We start from the raw sequence: 19868 nt of genomic DNA, 5'->3' as shown, positions 1-19868 counted from the left end.
CCTAAAGTGCCAGTGCGGTACGTCAGCGCCTTCCAACGCCTTGGTAGCTCCACCCCGCGTCACGCCACCTATCGGACTCAAGGCAGTTCCGACCGTCAACAATATGCCTTTGACGGACAACGCTTTCAATGTCGCTCGGAATCATCTCCCGAAACTCTTGCCACTCAGTTAGAACGAGTACTACGTCAGCTCCATTGCAAGCATCTTTCGCTGAAGCGGCGTAGTACAGTGTCGGGAACAACCGCCGGGAGTTTTCCATCGCCTTCGGATCAAAGACACTGACGGCGGCGCCCTGCAATTGAATTTGTCCTGCAATATTCAGCGCAGGTGAATCGCGAACGTCATCTGAATCCGGTTTGAAGGCGCAGCCAAGAACAGCGACCCGAGCACCCAACAGTGATCCGCCACAAGCAGACTTTGCAACCTCGACCATGCTTGTCCGGCGACGCATGTTGATTGCGTCGACCTCCCGCAAAAAAGTCAGTGCTTGATCGGCGCCGAGCTCGCCGGCCCTCGCCATAAATGCCCGTATATCTTTAGGCAGACATCCTCCGCCGAAACCGATTCCTGCATTCAGGAACTTTCGTCCTATTCTTGCATCGTGACCAATCGCATCTGCTAGCACAGACACGTCCGCCCCAGCCGCCTCACAAACTTCAGCCATTGCATTAATGAACGATATTTTGGTCGCCAGGAATGCATTTGCCGAGACTTTCACTAACTCAGCTGTCGCAAGGTCTGTCACAATGAGCGGAATCCCACTGTCCAACAAATCTCCGTACACCGCGCGGGCAACCGTTTCTGCCCTGCCGTTGCGCGAGGGGTCAACACCGAGAACCAGACGATCGGGACGCAGCGTGTCCTGAACAGCATACCCCTCCCGTAGGAACTCCGGGTTCCACGCCAGTTCGACCGCATCGCCGGCCGGGGAGAGTTCCCGCACACGCGTCCCGAGTCGCTCGGCGGTGCCAACAGGGACCGTAGACTTCCCAAAAATCACAGCTGGCCGGTCAATTAGAGGAGCGAGGTCCTCGATGACGCGGTTGACGTATGAGACGTCGGCCGCAAACTCGCCCTTCTTCTGTGGTGTCCCAACACCCAAGAAGTGGACATCCGCGCAGCCTGCGGCCTCCTCATACGACGTCGAGAAGCGCAGGCGTCCCGATTTGATATTCCGGCGCAGCACCTCGTCCAACCCAGGCTCGTAGAACGGCACGTCACCAGACGCTAGCTTCTCAACCTTTCCGGCGTCTACGTCGACTCCGATGACGTCATGCCCAAGTTCGGCCATGCAAGCCGCATGCGTTGCCCCCAAGTAGCCCGTACCGAATACAGCGATTTGCATAGCCATCAATGTCCCCTTCACATGTCGACCAATACAGTCCAGCTAGTTGTTTCCCGGCGTCGAGCCACGCAGTATCCATCCGCAACCCGTCCGGGCCGTTTTCGGAAAATGCCGAAAGCGACGAGAAACTAATTCGTCTTTCGATTACGTCGCCGCACCGAAAGCACCGCGCGCACGAACTCAATGTTTCCAAACAGGTATCGTCTCCACAAGCGACGCGGCTCTCGACTGAGTCGGTATACCCACTCGAATCCACTTCCATGGAAGACTGTCGGAGCTTCCTGAACGGTCCCCGCCAAAAAGTCAAACGCGGCGCCCACCCCAACGAAACACAAGCCTAGGCGCCGAGCCAATTCCGACGAAACAAAGTCTTGCTTCGGTGTCCCCAGCGCGACCCACACGAGTTGGGCACCAGAATCCGCGATCCGTTGCTCAACACCTCGAAAGAACTCTTCGTTCAAACTGACAATGCCCGGCGCGTATGATCCCGCGATTCTTGCGCCGGGATATAACTGTTCGATACGCGCCCGAAGAGCCTCAAGCGTGCTTTCGTTAGTTCCGAAAAGAAAGTGGGCAACGTCGCATTCCTGACTCAGCTCAAGCGCCCGGGCAAAAAGGGACGGACCGCGGACGAGTAGTGACGTCGGCTTGTCAAATCTGCCACGACTCCGCATGACGTATGCCACGGGGACACCATCAGGAAGGTTCACGCCGATTGGGTCACGCATCACCTCTCCATATGCGTGATCCGAGTTCGCTAGTGCGACACAGTACGCGTTCGATAACCGCACCGAGATACCATTTGATTCTGAGCTCGCCGCCGAATCCAACACCGCGATTGCAGCCTCGTCCAACGACATGCATGCAAATGGGATGCCGGCAACATCCACCTTCTGCGCCAGTTCAAAGGATTGTCTCATCGACAAGCCCCCTTCCCCTCTATAGGTGTCCCCTTCATCCCGAGACAATCGAACCTGCCCTGACAACGGCCTTCGGCGCAACTACAGCCGATCCTACGACTATCGCATTCGCATAAATTGTCGCCTCATCACCCAGGACGGGATACCTGCCGCCGGTTCCTGAACCAAGGGTGACGCCTTGGTAGATCGTTACGCCCTTCCCGATTCTGACGCCCTTGCCAACTACAATCGACAAAGGATGGGGCAGCAAGATCGGACCCAGTATTTCCGCGCCCTGAGAAACGTCACATGCATGCAGAGTAATCAGTAAATTCCGAAATATGAAATGAAGCCTGCTTCTCTGCGATGCAAGATGAAAGAGCACTCCAGCTCGAATGGTGGGGTTTGCAATCATCAAGACGAGCGGATGCCGGTTCAACGACGTGCTGTATCTCTCCTCGAATAACCGACGATGCTCCATTGCAAGCTGTATTACGGACCTCATTTTTCTCCTGCTGAGTCAGGGAGGCGATCAATCGAAGAAGCAAGTGGTGCTACAACGATTCTGCCCTCGGGCACATCCGAGATAACTACGGCATTGACGCCGATCTGTACTCGCGAACCGACACGGACCGGCCCAATAATGGCCGCTCCCGCGCCGACGTCAACCTCGTCGCCGAGCACTGGTGCCCCCGTGCGACCCCTCCCCTTGTTTCCAACTGTAACGCCGTGACGAAGCACCACATTCGTCCCGAGGATCGACCTCGGATGAACAACGAGACCGACACCATGATGGATCTGTAGTCCACGGCCGGAGCGAACCGCAGACGGAAGATCGATCCCAAGGACTAGCCGCGCCACGTTATACGTAGCAGGGATCCCAATGAACGCAAGGCGCAGCAGGCGTGGGGCGGATCGGACAAATTGAGACGCTCGGAAGAGAGCCAGGAAGACTTGGATGTGCGGCCGCGACGTATTCGCGCGCCAGTCCTGAAATATGTGTCCAAGCATAGTTCTAAGACAGCGAGAGATACATGTTTTCATAGTTGTCTACCAATCGATCGAGACTGAAGTACGACGCAGCAGCCATAACCGCTGCGTTCGAAATTACATCGGCTTCGATTGCAGCGCGCAAGGCGGAGGACAGACCATCTTCCTGGTCCGACTTCGCATAAAAACCAAGACTCCCGCAAACTTCCTCATTGACAGCTATGTCGCTAACCACGCACCGAAGTCCGAGCGTCATTGCCTCAAGCAGTGCGTTTGACAGGCCTTCCGCCCGCGAAGGTAGTGCGAACACCGAGCAACTTCCCATTTCCATCCATGCTTCCTCCTGGGAAAGTTCTCCAAGGTGCCGGACTTGGGCTCGGGGATCCGAGCAAGCTTCGTCCACTAGTTCGGCGACGTCGTCCCGGACAGGTCCGATTAGACGCAATTCCCATTCTGGATAGTCGTCTGCGAGTGAAAACCATGCCTTCAGTAACTGGTCGACGCCTTTCCGTCGCGATATCGCGCCCGAAAAGACGACAGCATTCGCCGCGTCGTCAGACCGGAGACGTTGCAAACTTTTCGAATCTACGCCGTTCGGCAGGATCGCAATGCATTCTGCGTCAACGAGGCTGAGGCATGACTCCAGGATTGCATTGTTAAGCGCGATCACCCGCCGAGCCCAAACAAACTGTTTGACCAGAAGCCGACCAACCGGGAGCTTAAATTTGACGAACCTTCTTAGCGACTGCGGATCATCTCGACCGAGGAGCGTCACTTTAAGGATATATGGGCGGCGCCGCAATTTGCAGGCCAGAGCTGCAGCAAAACCGTAATAGTAGGCTCCATGGATGTGCACGACTTGGGCGCGCGACCTCAGCACTCGAAGGAAAACCTGAACGCTGAAGAGAAGGTTGCTCAGAAGACCATCGCCAAGACCACAGCGAGGGCCGAGAAACACTACAAACCTGCTGTCAACCGAAGCTGGGCCTCGACGCCGTGCGAGGATCCTTGCATGCCAGCCCCTTGCGGTGAGCTCCTGAGCAAGAAGCAACGCTTGCGCGCCAGCGCCGCCATAGTCGGGCGGCGCCTTATCGACGACCATCAGTACACTCCTGTGCATAGTCAGCGGCCCCACGATGCGCCCCTTCATACCGTCCTCACCTCTTGTCGCTGTCCGAAACTGCGCGACCCTGCGGGGGTCCGTACGGGATCGGAGAATTCAGGTGCATCTGCGGACCGCTCTGCCTTTAGAGCAAACATTCCCGCAATGGGAAGGCATAACATAAGGACCGGCACCGAGTACAAGAAGGTATTCGCGCCGGCCGAATTCACCAGCAACCCGGCCAAGAAAGCGAGATTAAGGTTGGCAAATTCCCCAAGCTCACCTTCTTCCCTCCGAAGTCGCCACAGCTTCCGAGCAATCCACGCAAACACCACCGCAACCAGACCTGCGCCAAGAATGCCAAGTTCAGTAATGAACCGGACATACTCGTTATGTGGCACATTCTCCACGCCAATCATGCGGCTCGTCGTTGCCCCCAGACCTTGTCCGAAGTATGGCTCAGCTCGCCAAACCTCTAGAATTCTTTGCCACGCATACACTCGCCACTCAAATGAGTTGGACGGCGCACCGACTAAGTCGGAGGACGAGAATTCGTCGATTCGGACCGATCCGATTTCTGTACGGGAGAATGTATAACCGGCAGCGAGTACTGCGAAAACCGAGAGCGCCCGGACCCAGGTCGGGATTTCGGTGACAAGAACGACGAGAGCAATTGCCATCACCGCTGCCGTCACAAGACCCCCAATGCTAGCAGTCAGAATTAGGGCAGCACCAAGTAGAGTCGCAATCAGCAGATTCAGGATGGACTGCTTCCGCTTGAGAAGCATGTACAGAGTTGCGGTGAGCGCAATCCCGTACACCAACGCGGCCGAATTGGGGTGAGCGAGCGTACCAGCGGGTCTTTTCACGTGGTCGACTATCATCCCTGTACCCGTTAAAAACTGATATATCGAAAATGTCGCTGAGAAGCACGCAATTGCTTGCAACATTCGTAGGGCATCAAGAAGATTGATTCGTCGACCGAGATTAAGAACGAGCAGGAATGCGCATACGATCGAGGCAACTCGGAGCCCTTCCTTCCATACAGATCCGGAATAGTTCTCGACCGCGTACCATGTCGACACAAATACGGCAACCAGAATTAGCGCTGCTTGCCCGATGCCGCGGCGCCGAAGTAGAACCGCCCCCGTCCCCATTAGCAAGAAAGCCAGCCCCGACCAAGAGGCAACTGAGCCAAGCCCGGCGGGGCCATTACCTACGGACGATCCATCGGAGATAGCCCGCACCGCCAGGATGCCGAAAAAAATCCCTGCAAGCGGGAGTGAATCTGCGACGCCTGCTAGAAGGACCCCGGCAATAGCCACTCCAACAATGGGACTAACAACGACTGCTATGCCGGCGGAAAGAGCAGCAATGATTCCGAGCATCGTGAAGGCTAGTCCACGGGAAATGATGTCGGATCGGCGTCCGTGTATGAATGGTCCGACTGTCCTCACTGTGGACCTCCGTTGAGTGGGCGCACTATAGATTCTTTAGCCAGTCGAATTCAAGCCTCAGACCATCCTCGATGCTGACGCGGGGTGTCCAACCAAGCGTCTTTTGGGCGCGTTCAATACTACCGCCCGTTCGGTAGACGTCCCCGGCGATTTTGTCTACGTTCGAAATCCTCGGCGCACGGCCCGATATCTCGCCAATTAATTCAAGAATCCGATTAACGGAGACGCTACTGCCGCCGGCGACGTTGATGACGGTCCCAGGGACACAATTCGAGTTCGCCGCCGCAATATTGGCCTCAACTACATCGTCGACGAACGTGAAGTCTCGGATTTGAGTACCGTCGCCGTATACTTGAAGTTCCTCACCGTTTAGGTGGGCCCGAATGAACCTATGGAATGCCATATCCGGCCTCTGACGCGGCCCATAGACGGTAAAATAGCGCAAGGAAACAGTGGGCACCCCGTAGTTCTTCGCATAGAGTGTTGCGAGGTGTTCCGCGGCGAGCTTGGTGACCCCGTACGGGCTCATAGGGCGGGGCAGCATCCCTTCGTCCGTCGGATAGGATTCGCTGTCGCCATAGACTGACGACGAGGACGCATAGACGAATCGACTAAGGCGTGTACTACGCTTCGCAGCTTCCAAGAGCATCTGCGTCAGTCGGACGTTATTCGCTGTGTATTCCTCGAAGTCAGCGCCCCACGACTTGCGAACCCCGGGCTGGCCCGCCTGATGGTAAACGACATCAACATCCGACAGAAGGGCGTCAAGGTCGGTCAGCAGCAAGTCCCTATCGTGGAAGTAATCAAACTTTTCGACGATGTCGCAGAGGTTCGAACGCTTTTGCTGGAGATCATAGTAGGTCGTGAAGCAATCCGCTCCAATCACTGCGTCACCCAGTCCAATGTGCTTCCTGGCAATACTGCTTCCAATAAATCCAGCGCAGCCAGTCACAAGCACCTTCATTAGTTTGCCTTCCTGCTTGATGTGTACCAAAACGCTCAGGTGCGGGGTCTAAGCGTCCTACTGAGAGGTCCCAATCCTCAGCACCGTTGGTAGGACTTCTTCGACGTCGTATGGATCTGCCGACCTGGCGACGATGTCAGATGGAAGTGAGCTTGCCAGCTCGAGGCCGGCCGACAACTCTGTGTGCGACCGCGCGCATACGATTCCGTTGATGCCCTGCGAGATAACGCGGCTGGGGTCGGCACCTTCGGTCGTAACAACCGGAGTTCCGCAGGCAAGTGACTCGAACATGACGCGCGGCGAGCCCTCATAGTGAGAAGTGAGCAGGGTTGCTCTACTGCGGCGCATGAGTTCAGCAACTTCAACTCGCGAGATTCGGCCCGGAAACGAAATTTGGTCGGCTAGATCGCATTCCTCAACGTGTGACCGAACCGCAGGTTCCATGCTGCCTTCGCCAGCCATGACTGCCTTCGCGGATGGGTCACTTCTACAGATGTCAATCATCGTTCGGACCGCCAGAATGGGGTCCTTCTGAGCCTCAAAACGCCCAACCCATGAATAGTATTCCTTCGGAATACTTGGATCGAAGTTGAAGGTCGTTCCGTTGAACCATGTCGTTGAAACATGCACATCGTTCCTAATAGCGCGAACTCGGCTTGCGTCCTTTTCGTTGAATAGCACGACCCCTGACGCATACCGCAGGGAGCTACTTTCAAGCAGCCTGTACAGTCCGGGGAGGCGGCGCCATGCTGAATCCGAATTTGATCCAGTTAGAGCGACCCCGTCGTTGTGGATGAACTGCACATATCTCTTCACGCCCAGTAGCCGACAGATGAACCCAGTTTCTACCCTGTGTACCTGCACTAGGTCCGAGCCAATTGCTTGTCGATGGGCGAGGAGTCCAAATGCGAACCGTAAGGAGTCAGGCACTCGAAGGCCTCTAGTTCTTGAGCGCTCGAAGGACGCGACGGGAAAAAACCATACCTCACGTTCGTCGAACGCTACTCGATTCCACTGTCCTACTGGATGTTCGCCGCCCTCGGAGATCCCAATGATCCGAATTTCGTTCTCGGCAGAGTGTCTGATCACGTCACCGATGCAAGTGTCGATCCCGCCTGCCACCAAATTCGTGATGTCGATATGTTCAACGATTGTCCGCACGTTGATTCCTTTGGTAGGGGGTCGATGTGGTGTGGTCCGTTCCGGCCGGCCTATCGTTGCCGTGATCTTCGAGCGGGCCGAGGCTTTTGTTTTCGAGGCTCCAAGTCTTCGGAACTGCGACGCGGGCAATGACTGCAACGTGAATACCAGCCAGGGCGTACCGGGCGACGATTAGAGCGACGATCACACCAAATGGGCCGACTATCGCGGTGAAGACAAAGTTCAGTCCGACGGTGGTAGCTAACCCAGTCAACATAAGCGGCATCAAGAGGCGTTGACGACCTAGCAATATGAATAGGCGGTTGCATGCAGTCGTCACGAAGACTGCAGGTAGTCCGAGGAAAAGAAGTGCACCCCAGCGAACACCGGCGATCCACTCGTTTGGAATAGGAAAGATTAACGGAGCCAAGAACCCTCCGACCGAGCCCACTACGGCAATTGCGGCAGAGATCAGGGCTGCTTTCATTGCGTCCCGCGTGACTGTGCCCCACGCACGTCGATTGTCAATTTGCAGTCGGGACCAGGAAGAGAACCGCGGAAGCAATACTCCCGAGGTCATGAACTGATTCCCTGCGGCATTCAGTTTGTCTGCAAGTTCATACGCCACGATCGCTGATGGTCCAGCGCCCACTAAGAATGCGCGGTTTACCATTGGGCCGAACTGCGCTAGGAACGTCGCAGAGCTTTGCCATCCCATGCCTTTAGTTGTGAGGACAGTATCGCGGACTTCGGTATCAATGAACTCAGAGGTTCGCCGAATTGAGACGACGAGGACGAATCCTCGAAGCGCCTCTCCGATTGTGAAGCTCAACGCGAGCACGAGGAGGTTTTCGATGGGAATAGCGATGACAAATAGCAGGGGCGGAAGGGTCCTCAACGCTTGCGTAAGGATGGCAGTTGGCGTGCGGCCAGCAGCGATCACGGCACCTGAGAGGGTATTGGACACCGCGTAGAGCAACGGTAACGGTAATAGCCCGACCCCAGCCGCCACCAGCAGTTTTGGGTCTTCGAATCGGCCCATCACAAGAATGACTGACGCCGGGACAATGAGACTTGCGGCGATAAGGGAGAATCGAACGGATTGGATAACGAAACGAGTCACGTTCCTGCCGGTTGGTCGTAACGTCCTACTGAATAGTTTGCCGAACTCCGCAACGGCGTTCAGCTCAATTGCGTTGCCTACGGTCCCACTTACGGCAGTTGCGGCCGAGAACGCGAGGAGTATTGCGGCAGCCGCCATAGTTGACATTTCGGCGGTTATGACAAACGGCAGGGCGAGTCCCGGAGCAAATGCAATAATTGTCGCGGCGAGGTTGCGCACGCCACCAGACTTTCGCGGATCGTTAGGGCGCCGATTGTTCATTGACGCCGCCTTGTGCAATGCCGTTTTCATTTCGAATCATCGTCTATTTGCATGGGCTGTCGATGCGGCGGAGGATTCGCTCCTGGCGGACGGTACCGCCAGAGCGCGTTATAGGACAGAGAGGAGGATCCTGCGTCGGGGTCTGCGGCGTTGAGGTCAGCATCGGTGATCGGGTCTAGTACGCGCCGTCACTCGACACGACGGCTTTAATGGTTTTCGCGATGATCAGCACATCGCTGACCATCGACCAGTTCTCGACGTACGACAGGTCCAGTCGAACGGACTCGTCCCACGACAGGTCCGATCGTCCACTCACCTGCCAGAGTCCTGTGACGCCGGGCCGGACCAGGAGCCGGCGTCGGATCATGCCATCGTAGTTCTCAACCTCACGGCGCAGCGGTGGACGCGGCCCCACGACGCTCATCTCCCGACGAACGACGTTGATGAACTGCGGGAGTTCGTCGATGCTATATCGACGAATGAATCTGCCGACACGGGTGATCCGTGGATCGTCACGCATCTTGAACAACAGCCCGGCACCCTCGTTTCGATCGAGAAGTGCTGGCACCTGCTTGTCGGCGTCGGTCACCATCGATCGGAACTTGATCATGCCGAAGGGCTCGCCGTCGAGGCCGATGCGCTCCGAGCGATAGAACACCGGACCCTTGCTGTCGAGCTTGATGGCCAGCGCCACCGCAGCGAAAACGGGAGCTAATAGCACAAGAGCCGTAAGGGAGAAGGCCAGATCGAATGCGCGCTTTCCGCTTCGCTTGGCGCCGTGATAGCTGGGCTTCTCTACATGAATGAGCGGCAGGCCGGCGACGGGCCGCATCTCCATGCGAGGGCCCGCCACATCTACGACGCCGGTAGCCACGACGAGATCCGCCTCGTACGGCTCCAGTTCCCAGACCAAGTCGCGGATACCTTCGTGTCCGAGGGTTTCGGTTGCCGTCACTACGACCGTGTCTGCACCCGATTCGGCGAGAGCTTCGACGACTGATCGTTCGTCGCCGTAGATTCCGATCCGGTTCCCGTCAACCTCGATGGACTCACCACGTTCACCGGCATAGCGCGGAACGCAGACACCGACGACCCGGTAGCCGTCGGACGCTCCACGCTGGAAGGTCCTCGTCATGTGGCGTACCGCGTGCTCGCCACCGACAACGAGGACCGAGGTCTGGAACTCGCCACGGCTTCGCTTCCGTGCCACGACGCGCCGCCACATCCACCGACTGAAGATCAGCATCATGAGCCCAGCGGGCAACGCGATGGCAAGGTAGCCGCGGGCCAGGTCGAGCTTGAATACCAGCGAGACGATCGCGATAGCACCGAAAAGCCGCAGCGTTCCGGATATTACCCGTTGGTACTCTTCGTACCCGCTGCCGATGACGCGGCGCGACCGGGTGCGGAAGAGTACGAGAGTCCCGATCCATGCCGCAGCAAGGCAGACTGACACGACGGCATAGTTCAACTCACTGAACGACGTGGCCGCGAGCAGGTCCGATTCCCCGAAGCGAACGAGGTGTGCAAGTACGACGGCCACGACGACGATGACGTTATCGGTCCAGAACAGGCGCCGGACGTATGCGCTCTGCCACGACCATCGGGTATTGCCGGAGCGGTCTCCGACCACGTAGGGGCCGTGCCCTGCCGGCACCTCCCTCGTGGAGTCGGCCGTGGTGTGTACCCGGTCCGACTGGTCCACTGCTGAATTCATTCCGTTCCCTCCCCGAGCCCCACACGGGCGAGTTGCCCGTACTGGTGCGATCACCTCGGACGGAACACGCGGACGGCATCGATGTTGTGCACGTACCTCCCCGTACCGCACACATCTCAAACCTGCGTTGCCCTCGGTAAGGAACATCTTGGGCCATTCGGCCGCGACTTGCATCTCGATCGGGACACGACTGGGACTGTCGCTGACACGCGTTGACCTGCGAAAACTACCTACTTCTCAGTAACTTCTCAGCAAGTACCAGGTCAGACGGTATGTTCACGCTCTAGGCGCGACGACCGTTCGGTTGCAAGCTATTCTTCGTTACAGTGTGAAATGTCACACACGCCCGTTACGTAGTGACGATTCGGCATTGAGTTGGACGCATGACCAGTTCACCTCAACGTACAGACAGCAGGATGCAAACGCTAGTACATAACCTGTATTCGTCGTGCAAAATTTCGGATCGCGAAGCAGCGGATCCCGCTGGGTCCACTGTCGCGGCAGCGCGGGCAGGACATCTGGAGTGCAACCGGCGAGACTGATATGCCTTGACTTGGAAGAACCTTCGAAGGTCATCGGCGGCGGCCCCGTTCGCTACCCCGGTGTCCCACTGAGTCGCCCGAGTGAGGTCGCGAATTTCGCCCGATGCGTTAAACTCCGCACGATCGCGCATTACTGCGGGAACTCTCCCCCACCGCAACCACTCGGCGCGTGCCTATTCCGATCGATATTCCCGCTGCCACGGGTACGTCCCACTGGCAATTACCCGATGTGGCCCATTCGAGAGACGAGGTGTCGCCATGGGCGAATTGATCGCCGAGAATCCGTGCGTGTTCAAGACGGCGGTGGTGCCGGCTGCCGGCATGGGCACGCGGTTCCTGCCCGCCACCAAGACGGTTCCCAAGGAACTCCTGCCGGTCGTGGACACCCCCGGTATCGAACTGGTCGCGTCGGAGGCTGCCGAGTCGGGTGCGGGCCGCCTCGTCATTGTCACCGCACCGGGCAAGGCCGGCGTGGTCGCGCACTTCGTCGAGGACCTGGTTCTCGAGAATCACCTGGAAGCGAAGGGCAAGCACCACCTGCTCGAAAAGGTGCGCAAGGCACCGAGGTTGCTCGATGTCGAATCCGTCGTGCAGGCCGAGCCGCTCGGGCTCGGGCACGCCGTCGGCTGCGCCGAGCAGGCCCTCGACGACGACGAGGACGCCATCGCGGTCCTCCTTCCCGACGACCTCGTCCAGCCCTGCGGCGTCCTCGAGGTGATGGCCCGTGTCCGCGCCAAGCGCGGCGGTACGGTCCTCTGCGCCATCGACGTGCCCAAAGCCCAGGTCAGCTCGTACGGCATCTTCGAAGTCCAGGAGGTGCCCGGTGTCGCGAACCCCGACGTGATGAAGGTGCTCGGCATGGTCGAGAAGCCGAAGCTCGAGGACGCACCCTCCACCCTTGCCGCGGCCGGCCGTTACCTCCTCGATCGCGCGATCTTCGATGCGCTGCGCCGCGTGAAGCCCGGGGTGGGCGGCGAACTGCAGCTCACCGATGCCATCTCGCTGCTGATCGACGAGGGTCACCCCGTTCATGTCGTGGTCCACCGTGGCTCGCGGCACGACCTCGGCAATCCCGGCGGCTATCTGCGAGCCTGTGTCGACTCCGCCCTCGCCAGCCCGGAGTACGGCCCGGTGCTGCGCTCATGGCTGACGGACCGGCTCAAGCAGATCGACCCCGACGCACAGCAGTAGGGGCTGGGCCACCGGCGAACTGCTTACCGGCCCATGCCGTGATAGCGCCAGCCATGGGAACGCCACCGCTGCGCGTCGAGGCAGTTACGCCCGTCCAGAACGGTGCGGGCTCGAACCACTGCGCCGATCTCTTCCGGATCCAGGGCCCTGAACTCCTCCCATTCGGTCAGCACCAGGACTGCGTCGGCTCCCTTGCATGCCTCGGGGATGTCGGCCGCATAGGCGAGGGTGGGGAACAGCCGTCGTGAGTTCTCCATTGCCTTCGGATCGAAGACCGTCACCGCTGCGCCCTGCAGTTGAAGTTGTCCGGCCACGTTGAGTGCCGGGGAATCCCGCACGTCGTCGGAGTCGGGTTTGAAGGCCGCGCCCAGGACTGCGATGCGGGTGCCCAGGAGCGATCCACCGCAGGCTTCCCTCGTCATCTCCACCATGGTGCTGCGACGCCCCATGTTGATGCCGTCCACCTCCCGGAGCAGGTGGAGAACGTTGTTGGCGCCGAGCTCGCCGGCCCTCGCCATGAAAGCTCGAATATCCTTCGGGAGGCACCCACCTCCGAATCCGAGTCCGGCATTGAGGAATCGCCGTCCGATCCGGGCGTCGTAGCCGAGCGCGTCGGCCAGCTCGACTACGTCCGCGCCACTCGCGTCGCAGACCTCCGCGACGGCGTTGATGAAGGAGATCTTCGTTGCCAGGAAGGCGTTCGCAGCGGCCTTCACGAGTTCGGCGGTGGCGATGTTCGTGACCAGGAAGGGCACGCCCTCGGCGATCTGGCATGCATAGAAGTCACGCAGGGTCGCTTCGGCTCGCCCGTCGCGATTGCGGTCGACCCCGACGACCAACCGGTCCGGTGTGAGCGTGTCGCGCACGGCGTACCCCTCGCGCAGGAATTCGGGGTTCCACGCCACCTCGACGTCGTCGCCGGCCGGGGCGGCGCTCTTGGCACGCTCTGCCAGTTGCTCGGCCGTTCCGACGGGCACCGTCGACTTCCCGACGATCAGTGCCGGGCGGGTCAGGAGCGGGGCGAGCGCGTCGACGACCGCATGCAGCTGGGACAGATCCGCGGCGAACTCACCGCTCTTCTGCGGGGTGCCGACACCGATGAAGTGCAGGTCCGCGAAGTCGGCGGCCTCGGCGTAGGACGTCGTGAAACGCAGCCGTCCGCTGTCGAGATTGCGTCGCAGTACTTCTGCGAGTCCGGGCTCGAAGAAGGGCACCTCCCCTGCCGTCAACTTCGCGATCTTCCCGGCGTCGATGTCGACGCCCAGGACGTCATGCCCTAGTTCTGCCATGCAGGCGGCATGAGTGGCGCCCAGGTATCCCGTGCCGAAGACTGTGCAGCGCATGCACCCAGAGGTACCCAGTCAGGGTGTTCAGCACACCGATGCACGCTGAGGTCTGAACCAACAGCGTATGAAGAGTAGGCGCTGTCGGCCGATCAGGCCGATTCCGACCGAATCGGCGGAGTTGCCACGAAGACCGTCGCGTGAGAGCTCCGGACGACGAGTTCGGGGTCCGAGCTCGGAACCCACGCCGCCTCGCCCTGCCCGAGGTTCAAGATCCGATCGTCACACCGCAGCCGCACTGATCCCTGCACGCACAGCAGGATCCGTGGGGTCGAGCCGGCGAATGCGGCAGTGGCGGGTTCCGGCGTGCCCGAGTTGTGCAGCCGCACCCGCCACAACTCGAACTCGTGCACCGGCGGTGCGTACAGGCGTTCGTGTCCGTCGCGGCGGGCGCGCACCCACGGCACACCCACCGAGTCGAAGTCGAGCACGCGCAGCAGTTCGGGTATGTCCACGTGTTTGGACGTGAGCCCGCCGCGGAGCACGTTGTCCGAGTTCGCCATGATCTCCACGGCCGTGCCCCGCAGATACGCGTGGAGGTTGCCCGCCGGGAGGAACAAGGCGTCCCCCGGCTCCATGCTCACCCGGTTGAGCAGGAGCGAGGCGAGGACGCCGGGGTCCTCCGGATACGCGAGACCGAGCTCGAGGGCCGTCCGCGCCGCGACGGTGAACTCGTCCTCCGACCCGGATCGTGCTTCGAGGTAGCGCTCACAGCCCGAGAGAACGGCGTCCGTCAGCTCCACGAGCGATTTGGTCGGCAGCGTCATCCATGCGGTGAACAGGGCGCGGAGCCCTGTTGCATCGAGGTTGTCACCGAGTTCGGAGGCGTACGGCGTCAGCTCCGACACCACGAGGTCGCGGAGGAACTCGACCGTCTCGGCCGGTTCCCGGAATCCGGCCAGCGCCTCGAATCTGCTCAGCGCGACGACCATCTCGGGTTTGTAGTTGTCGTCGCGGTAGTTCCGGTGTGGGGCGTCCAGCGGAATTCCTGCCGCGTTCTCGCGCGCGAAGCCTTCCCGGGCCTGCGCCCGGCTCGGGTGCGCCTGCAACGAGAGCGGCTGCTCGGCCGCGAGGACTTTCAGCAGGAACGGCAACCGACCGTCGAACTGCCGAGCACAGTCCGGTCCGAGCTGACCTTCGGGATCGCGGGCGATGAGATCGCACAGCGGCACCGCGCCATCTTCGGTGTCCACCGTCGCCGGGGCCACCGGATGGGCACCGAGCCACAGCTCGGCCTCCGGCTCCTCGGTCGGCGCCGGGCGGCCGGTCAGCTCGGCCAGCGCGGTGTGCGAACCCCACGAATAGTGTCGAACGGCCCCGCGAAGCGGATACATCGAACTCCTCTCCGGAACCGGATCAGCTTGCCCTGCACGTCGCTACACGTCGGTCGAGAATCGGACCCCGCCGTCCGGCAGCACGACCCCCGGCCACACCCGCGTGCCACGCAGCAACTCGCAGCGGGCACCGACCTCGGCGCCGTCGCCGATCACCGCGTCGCGGACGAGTGCGCGCGGCCCGATGCGGGCTCCGAATCCCACGATCGACCGCTCCACCACCGCCCCGGCGTCGATGCGTGCGCCGTCGAACACGGCAACACCGTCCAGGCGCGCCCCGCCGCCGACCACGACGTCGCGGCCGATGACGGTCCCACCGATCAGCATCGCACCGGGTGCGACCCGAGCGCTGGGGTGCACGCGGGACTCACCGCGCTCCCCCGCGAGCGCCGGCGACGGCGCAATGCCGCGCACCAGGTCGGACGAGCCCTGCACGAAGTCGCCGGGCGTGCCCATGTCCCGCCAGTAGGCGGTGTCGACGTGCCCGAACACGCGTGCGCCGTCCACGAGCAGCGTCGGGAACACCTCTCGCTCCACCGAGACGGGACGTCCGGCCGGGATCTTCTCGATCCATTCGCGGCGGAACACGTAGCAGCCCGCATTGATCTGATCGGTCGGCGGATCCTGCGTCTTCTCCAGGAACGCCGTGACCCGTCCAGCCACGTCGGTGGGCACGCACCCGAAGGCGCGCGGATCGGCGACGCGCACGAGGTGCAGCGTCACGTCGGCGTCGTTGGTCTCGTGCGTGTGCAGGATCTCGCGCAGGTCGCTGCCGCCGAGCACGTCGCCGTTGAACACCATGACGTTGTCGGCGCGCAGGTGCGGGAGCACGTTCCGGATTCCGCCGCCGGTGCCGAGCGGTTCGGTCTCGGTGACGTACTCGATCTCGAGGCCCAGGGCCGCGCCGTCCCCGAAGTGCTCCTCGAAGACCTCAGCCTTGAACGAGGTACTGAGCACCACGTGAGTTATGCCGGCCGCTTTGATCCGAGCCAGCAGGTGCGTCAGGAACGGCACGCCCGCGGTGGGCAGCATGGGCTTGGGAGCCGACAGGGTGAGGGGACGCAGTCGGGTTCCCTTGCCTCCGACCAGGATCACCGCATCCGGTGCGTGTTCTGCATTCATGATTCCCCCGGTGCGACGCAGGAGCGAGACGTGCGCGCACGAAGTCGTCGTCCCGGAAGCACGCCGTGGCGACATCCCGCCAGGGGATGCCGCCAGCGGGCGCTCGGGATCAGCTCTGCGAGAGGTCCGGCAGTCCACCGAAGAGGTCGATCACGAGACCGATCAGTTCCTCGGGGGTGTCGATGATGTCGTCGGTGCTCGGCCCGTCCTCGGTCTCGGCCTGCGGCACGGCGCCCTCGGACTTGGTCGGCGCGGACTGCGCGGCCGGGGCCGCGGGCGCCGGAGCGGCGCCGTCACCGGCGATGTTCACGACGATCGGATCCTGGAACGGTGCGCCGGAGCGGAGGCCGACGTTGTCCCACTGGGTGCCGGCGGCGTCCTGGCAACCCCAGTACACGTAGTAGGTGCCGGCGGCGATGGGCTGCGGGCCCTGCGAGACGGGCTGGCCGTCCTGCACGAAGGTGATCGCGGAGGTGCTGGTGTTCTCGATGGAGAACTTCGAGCCCGGGGCCTGCGCGTCCGCGCGGCCCGACGGGTCGGCGGCGTCGAGACCGCTCTGCTTGGTCGACACGTACGACACGCAGGTGACACCGGCGGACACGTCGACCCCGGCGAAGTCGAAGTCGACGGTGATCGAGCCCGGCGTGCCCGAGGCCGAGACGTTCGGATTGCCTGCGGCGGACGCGGTCCCCGGCACGCACAGCGCCAGCGCTCCCACCCCGGCCACGGTCACGGCAGTCTTCTTCAGAACGGATTGCATCAAAGCTCCCTCGAGTACGGCGTCTCCGCGAGAAGTCGCGGCGTCCACTTCGACCCCCCGGTCGGAATGTTCGGAGACACCGTAACCCGAGGCGGCCTCACATGCGAGTCGGTCGGTCTGTTTCCGGCCGCGCCCCAACGCGCCCGCACCCCACGCCTCCAATCTGCACTCTCGGTGTCGTTTCAGCGGACTATTCCAGCCCGCGCCCGTCACCGCGGACGAAACGATGGACTCGGTCGGCATCGTTTAGGGTTCGACCCATGGACATCGTCTTGTGCCTGTTGGTTCTGTGGGCAGCGCTGTCGGTGCTGGTCGCGGTCGTGGCCGGTGACGCCGTCCGGCTCAGGGAGGAACGGTCCCGCCCGGCGCGTGCCACGGAAGTGCCGGCCGAACCGACCAGGCCCGAAACGATCGTCCGGACGCCGGTCGGAGTCTGAACACGTCCGCCTCGGTCCTACCCGGCCACGGGAAGGGACACCGGATCGGCAGCGCCGATCACGCCGCCCGGCGCGGGAAGCGGAACCAGAGCGCACTGACTGGACCCGGACGTGAGGGCGCAGATCGCAGCGGGAAGGATGTGGGGAAGCAGATCGGTACTCCCGGTGTCCGCACTTCCGGTGGCCGGCCGGGCGACGGTGCAGCACCCGCAGTGCTCGGCGCTCGACGTCACGGCGTAGGAGCGCGCTCCCGCGAGAAGAAGACCGGAACCACGAGGACGACGATCAGGCCCACCCCGGCCAGGGCAGCGGACCACGCATTCAAACGACCTTCCCGCTTCTCGAATTCGACACTCTGCTGCGCGGATTCCGCTATTGCGTTGTTTCGCTCGAGAACCGCCCGCCGGAATTCGTCGACTTGGATGAGGAACAACTCCACCGCGCGGGGCTGCAGAGCCGGGTCTGTCGCGGCCGGCGCGGTCGGCGGGGTGGGCATGGCAGGAATGTCGGGAGGGCGCGGACTGCTGACGAACGGGGCGACGATGAAGATGAGCCCCACTGCCAGACTGAGCACACTCGCCTGAATGAAGTACCGTCGCTGCCCCGTCGCACGATTGACCCATTCCATGAAGAAGATCAACCTCTGCATCTGGTGGTTGTGCAGGGTACCCACCGGTGGCTGCAACGTGGATCGACTCGCCGGCATGAGGAAGGCCAGATAGAACCCGGAGAAGGCGACGGCCATACCCAGGAAGAGCGGGGCGAAGACCCCGCGCAGGGGTAGCGAATTGTCGGTGACGGAGAACGAGACACCCAGCACGCCGATATAAATGGTTCCGATGGCAGCGGCGGCGGTCTGCACGAATTTCGCGCTGTCACGGCTTCGCTCGAAGCCGCCCTTCGATGCGTCGTACAGGTTCTCCTGGAACACCTTCCGCAGTTCGTACTCGGCAGCCCAGCCGGCCATCTGGAAATCGGTCGTCGCCTTGTCGAGTGCGGCGCGGCGCTCCTCTTCCGCACGCTCGGCCTCCAACCGGAGCCGTTCGAGTTCCTGCAAACGTCTCGTGGCAGGACTCCACGATCGCACCACGGCGAGCGGTGATCTCAATCCGCTTCCTCGGCCGACTTGGACGGCATCACGTAACTGTCCGGAATTCCCCACGCTCGGCCCTGGCAGTGCATATGCACGTCGCCCCGGAACTCCTCCGCCGGGAAGAATTCGTTCTCGGCTTCGCACCACTTCTGACCGACTGGCATGGCCTGAGTGTGCTCCCGAAATCCGGGGACGGACATTGCGCAGCCACAACGACTGGGTATCGATACAGCGCACCACCCGCCGACGACGAGAAAACACGGGCACGGCCGGAAATGGGCCGTGCCGACGACATCGGTGCCGGATACGGCCCTGGAAATCCTAGTCCTGCGCCCGGCGCGCGGCGTCCCCGTGCCCGAGATCGCGCTCGGGATCGACGACGTCGCGCACCCGCTGCTTGAGCGTGACGATGTCGGGGAAACCGCCGTCGACCTTGCGGTCCCACACCGTCCGCTCACCGGCCGTGACGACGAAGATCCCGCCGGTGCCGGGCACGAGCGCGACCTCGCCGAGATCGGTGCCGAAGGTGTTGAGCAGTTCCTGCGCCATCCAGCCGGCCCGCAGCAACCAGTTGCACTGTGTGCAGTACGTGATGGTGATGCGGGGTGCGGTGCGCGGCTCGGTCACCGCCCGAGAGTATCGGCCGGCCGCTCGAAGAAGGTGAGGCCCCGCCGACCGTGGTGGCGAATCGGCGGGGCCTCGTCGCGAGCCGGTGATGGGGGGTAACCGGCTCGCGAGTTGTCGCCTTCGCAGGGGGGACAGGAAGGCGACACGGAAACACTAGTCCTATAGATAGTTACTCGCGAGTACAAATGATCTTGTGCCGGTCGAGGCGGTGACGCGCGGTCAGGACTGGGTGCTGTGACGGTCGCGTTCGCGCTCGGCGCGCTGGATCTCGACGAGGGATTCCTCGGTGTCGGCGACGCGCAGGACCCTGCCCAGCAGCAAGCCGAGCGCCAGCGAGACGATCAGCCAGGCGACGAGGATCGCCGCAACCCACCACCACATACACCCAGTGTGTACGAAGTTCGTCGCCGATGGGTAACGC

The 19868-nt window shown here is 61.5% G+C and carries 18 protein-coding genes; 2 read left to right on the top strand and 16 right to left on the bottom strand.

Features of this window, described 5'->3' with window-relative positions; translation table 11 throughout:
* Window positions 1-22: 22 nt before the first annotated feature.
* The 8 genes from QYS60_RS02580 to QYS60_RS02545 form a co-directional block, all read right to left on the bottom strand.
* Window positions 23-1351, bottom strand: coding sequence for a UDP-glucose/GDP-mannose dehydrogenase family protein (locus tag QYS60_RS02580; protein ID WP_371382350.1), 1329 nt, complete (start codon window positions 1349-1351; stop codon window positions 23-25).
* Window positions 1352-1473: 122 nt separating this feature from the next.
* The gene (locus tag QYS60_RS02575) at window positions 1474-2073 is read right to left on the bottom strand and encodes a WecB/TagA/CpsF family glycosyltransferase (RefSeq protein WP_371382359.1); all 600 of its coding nucleotides are present in this window, start codon (window positions 2071-2073) and stop codon (window positions 1474-1476) included.
* A gap of 1186 nt (window positions 2074-3259) precedes the next feature.
* The gene (locus QYS60_RS02570; protein ID WP_371382349.1) at window positions 3260-4384 is read right to left on the bottom strand and encodes a glycosyltransferase family 4 protein; all 1125 of its coding nucleotides are present in this window, start codon (window positions 4382-4384) and stop codon (window positions 3260-3262) included.
* Window positions 4381-5724, bottom strand: coding sequence for an O-antigen ligase family protein (locus QYS60_RS02565; protein ID WP_371382348.1), 1344 nt, complete (start codon window positions 5722-5724; stop codon window positions 4381-4383). The genes QYS60_RS02570 and QYS60_RS02565 overlap by 4 nt, the downstream gene beginning before the upstream one ends.
* 94 nt (window positions 5725-5818) lie before the next feature.
* On the bottom strand, window positions 5819-6757 hold the full coding sequence (locus QYS60_RS02560; RefSeq protein WP_371382347.1) for an NAD-dependent epimerase/dehydratase family protein: 939 nt from the start codon (window positions 6755-6757) through the stop codon (window positions 5819-5821).
* Between the two features lie 57 nt (window positions 6758-6814).
* Window positions 6815-7387, bottom strand: a complete 573-nt coding sequence (locus tag QYS60_RS02555) for a glycosyltransferase (protein WP_371382358.1) — start codon at window positions 7385-7387, stop codon at window positions 6815-6817.
* 514 nt (window positions 7388-7901) lie between these two features.
* Complete coding sequence (locus tag QYS60_RS02550; RefSeq protein ID WP_371382346.1) at window positions 7902-9311, bottom strand: lipopolysaccharide biosynthesis protein; 1410 nt, start codon at window positions 9309-9311, stop codon at window positions 7902-7904.
* A gap of 145 nt (window positions 9312-9456) precedes the next feature.
* The gene (locus QYS60_RS02545; protein ID WP_371382345.1) at window positions 9457-10998 is read right to left on the bottom strand and encodes a sugar transferase; all 1542 of its coding nucleotides are present in this window, start codon (window positions 10996-10998) and stop codon (window positions 9457-9459) included.
* Between the two features lie 800 nt (window positions 10999-11798).
* On the opposite strand from QYS60_RS02545, the gene QYS60_RS02540 reads away from it, so the two are divergent.
* The gene (locus tag QYS60_RS02540) at window positions 11799-12731 is read left to right on the top strand and encodes a UTP--glucose-1-phosphate uridylyltransferase (RefSeq protein ID WP_371382344.1); all 933 of its coding nucleotides are present in this window, start codon (window positions 11799-11801) and stop codon (window positions 12729-12731) included.
* Window positions 12732-12754: 23 nt separating this feature from the next.
* Here QYS60_RS02540 and QYS60_RS02535 read toward each other — a convergent pair whose 3' ends face one another.
* From QYS60_RS02535 to QYS60_RS02520, 4 genes are all read right to left on the bottom strand, one after another.
* Complete coding sequence (locus tag QYS60_RS02535) at window positions 12755-14074, bottom strand: UDP-glucose/GDP-mannose dehydrogenase family protein (protein ID WP_371382343.1); 1320 nt, start codon at window positions 14072-14074, stop codon at window positions 12755-12757.
* A gap of 92 nt (window positions 14075-14166) precedes the next feature.
* Window positions 14167-15408 (bottom strand): mannose-6-phosphate isomerase, class I, encoded by a 1242-nt coding sequence (gene manA / locus QYS60_RS02530; RefSeq protein ID WP_371382342.1) that lies wholly within the window; start codon window positions 15406-15408, stop codon window positions 14167-14169.
* 42 nt (window positions 15409-15450) lie between these two features.
* Complete coding sequence (locus QYS60_RS02525; RefSeq protein ID WP_371382341.1) at window positions 15451-16530, bottom strand: sugar phosphate nucleotidyltransferase; 1080 nt, start codon at window positions 16528-16530, stop codon at window positions 15451-15453.
* A 109-nt stretch (window positions 16531-16639) separates the two neighbouring features.
* Window positions 16640-17290 (bottom strand): hypothetical protein, encoded by a 651-nt coding sequence (locus QYS60_RS02520; protein ID WP_371382340.1) that lies wholly within the window; start codon window positions 17288-17290, stop codon window positions 16640-16642.
* 260 nt (window positions 17291-17550) lie between these two features.
* On the opposite strand from QYS60_RS02520, the gene QYS60_RS02515 reads away from it, so the two are divergent.
* Complete coding sequence (locus tag QYS60_RS02515; RefSeq protein WP_371382339.1) at window positions 17551-17727, top strand: hypothetical protein; 177 nt, start codon at window positions 17551-17553, stop codon at window positions 17725-17727.
* 229 nt (window positions 17728-17956) lie between these two features.
* On the opposite strand, the gene QYS60_RS02510 is transcribed toward QYS60_RS02515, so the two are convergent.
* The 4 genes from QYS60_RS02510 to QYS60_RS02495 all read right to left on the bottom strand — a co-directional run bounded on the left by QYS60_RS02510 (window position 17957) and on the right by QYS60_RS02495 (window position 19828).
* Window positions 17957-18784 (bottom strand): hypothetical protein, encoded by an 828-nt coding sequence (locus tag QYS60_RS02510; protein WP_371382338.1) that lies wholly within the window; start codon window positions 18782-18784, stop codon window positions 17957-17959.
* A 47-nt stretch (window positions 18785-18831) separates the two neighbouring features.
* A complete protein-coding gene (locus tag QYS60_RS02505; protein ID WP_160320122.1) occupies window positions 18832-18984 on the bottom strand; it encodes a hypothetical protein in 153 nt (50 codons plus the stop codon).
* A gap of 157 nt (window positions 18985-19141) precedes the next feature.
* Window positions 19142-19447 carry a SelT/SelW/SelH family protein gene (locus QYS60_RS02500; RefSeq protein ID WP_289382290.1) on the bottom strand — a complete coding sequence of 102 codons (306 nt, stop codon included), beginning with the start codon at window positions 19445-19447 and terminating at the stop codon, window positions 19142-19144.
* A 219-nt stretch (window positions 19448-19666) separates the two neighbouring features.
* Complete coding sequence (locus QYS60_RS02495; protein WP_193788730.1) at window positions 19667-19828, bottom strand: hypothetical protein; 162 nt, start codon at window positions 19826-19828, stop codon at window positions 19667-19669.
* Between the last annotated feature and the right edge of the window lie 40 nt (window positions 19829-19868).

Origin of the sequence: Rhodococcus sp. GXMU-t2271 (assembly GCF_041414735.1) — a bacterium.
Lineage (GTDB): Bacteria > Actinomycetota > Actinomycetes > Mycobacteriales > Mycobacteriaceae > Rhodococcus > Rhodococcus indonesiensis.
Note: the sequence above shows the minus strand (reverse complement) of the source record. Positions and strands in the feature narration are given on the sequence as shown.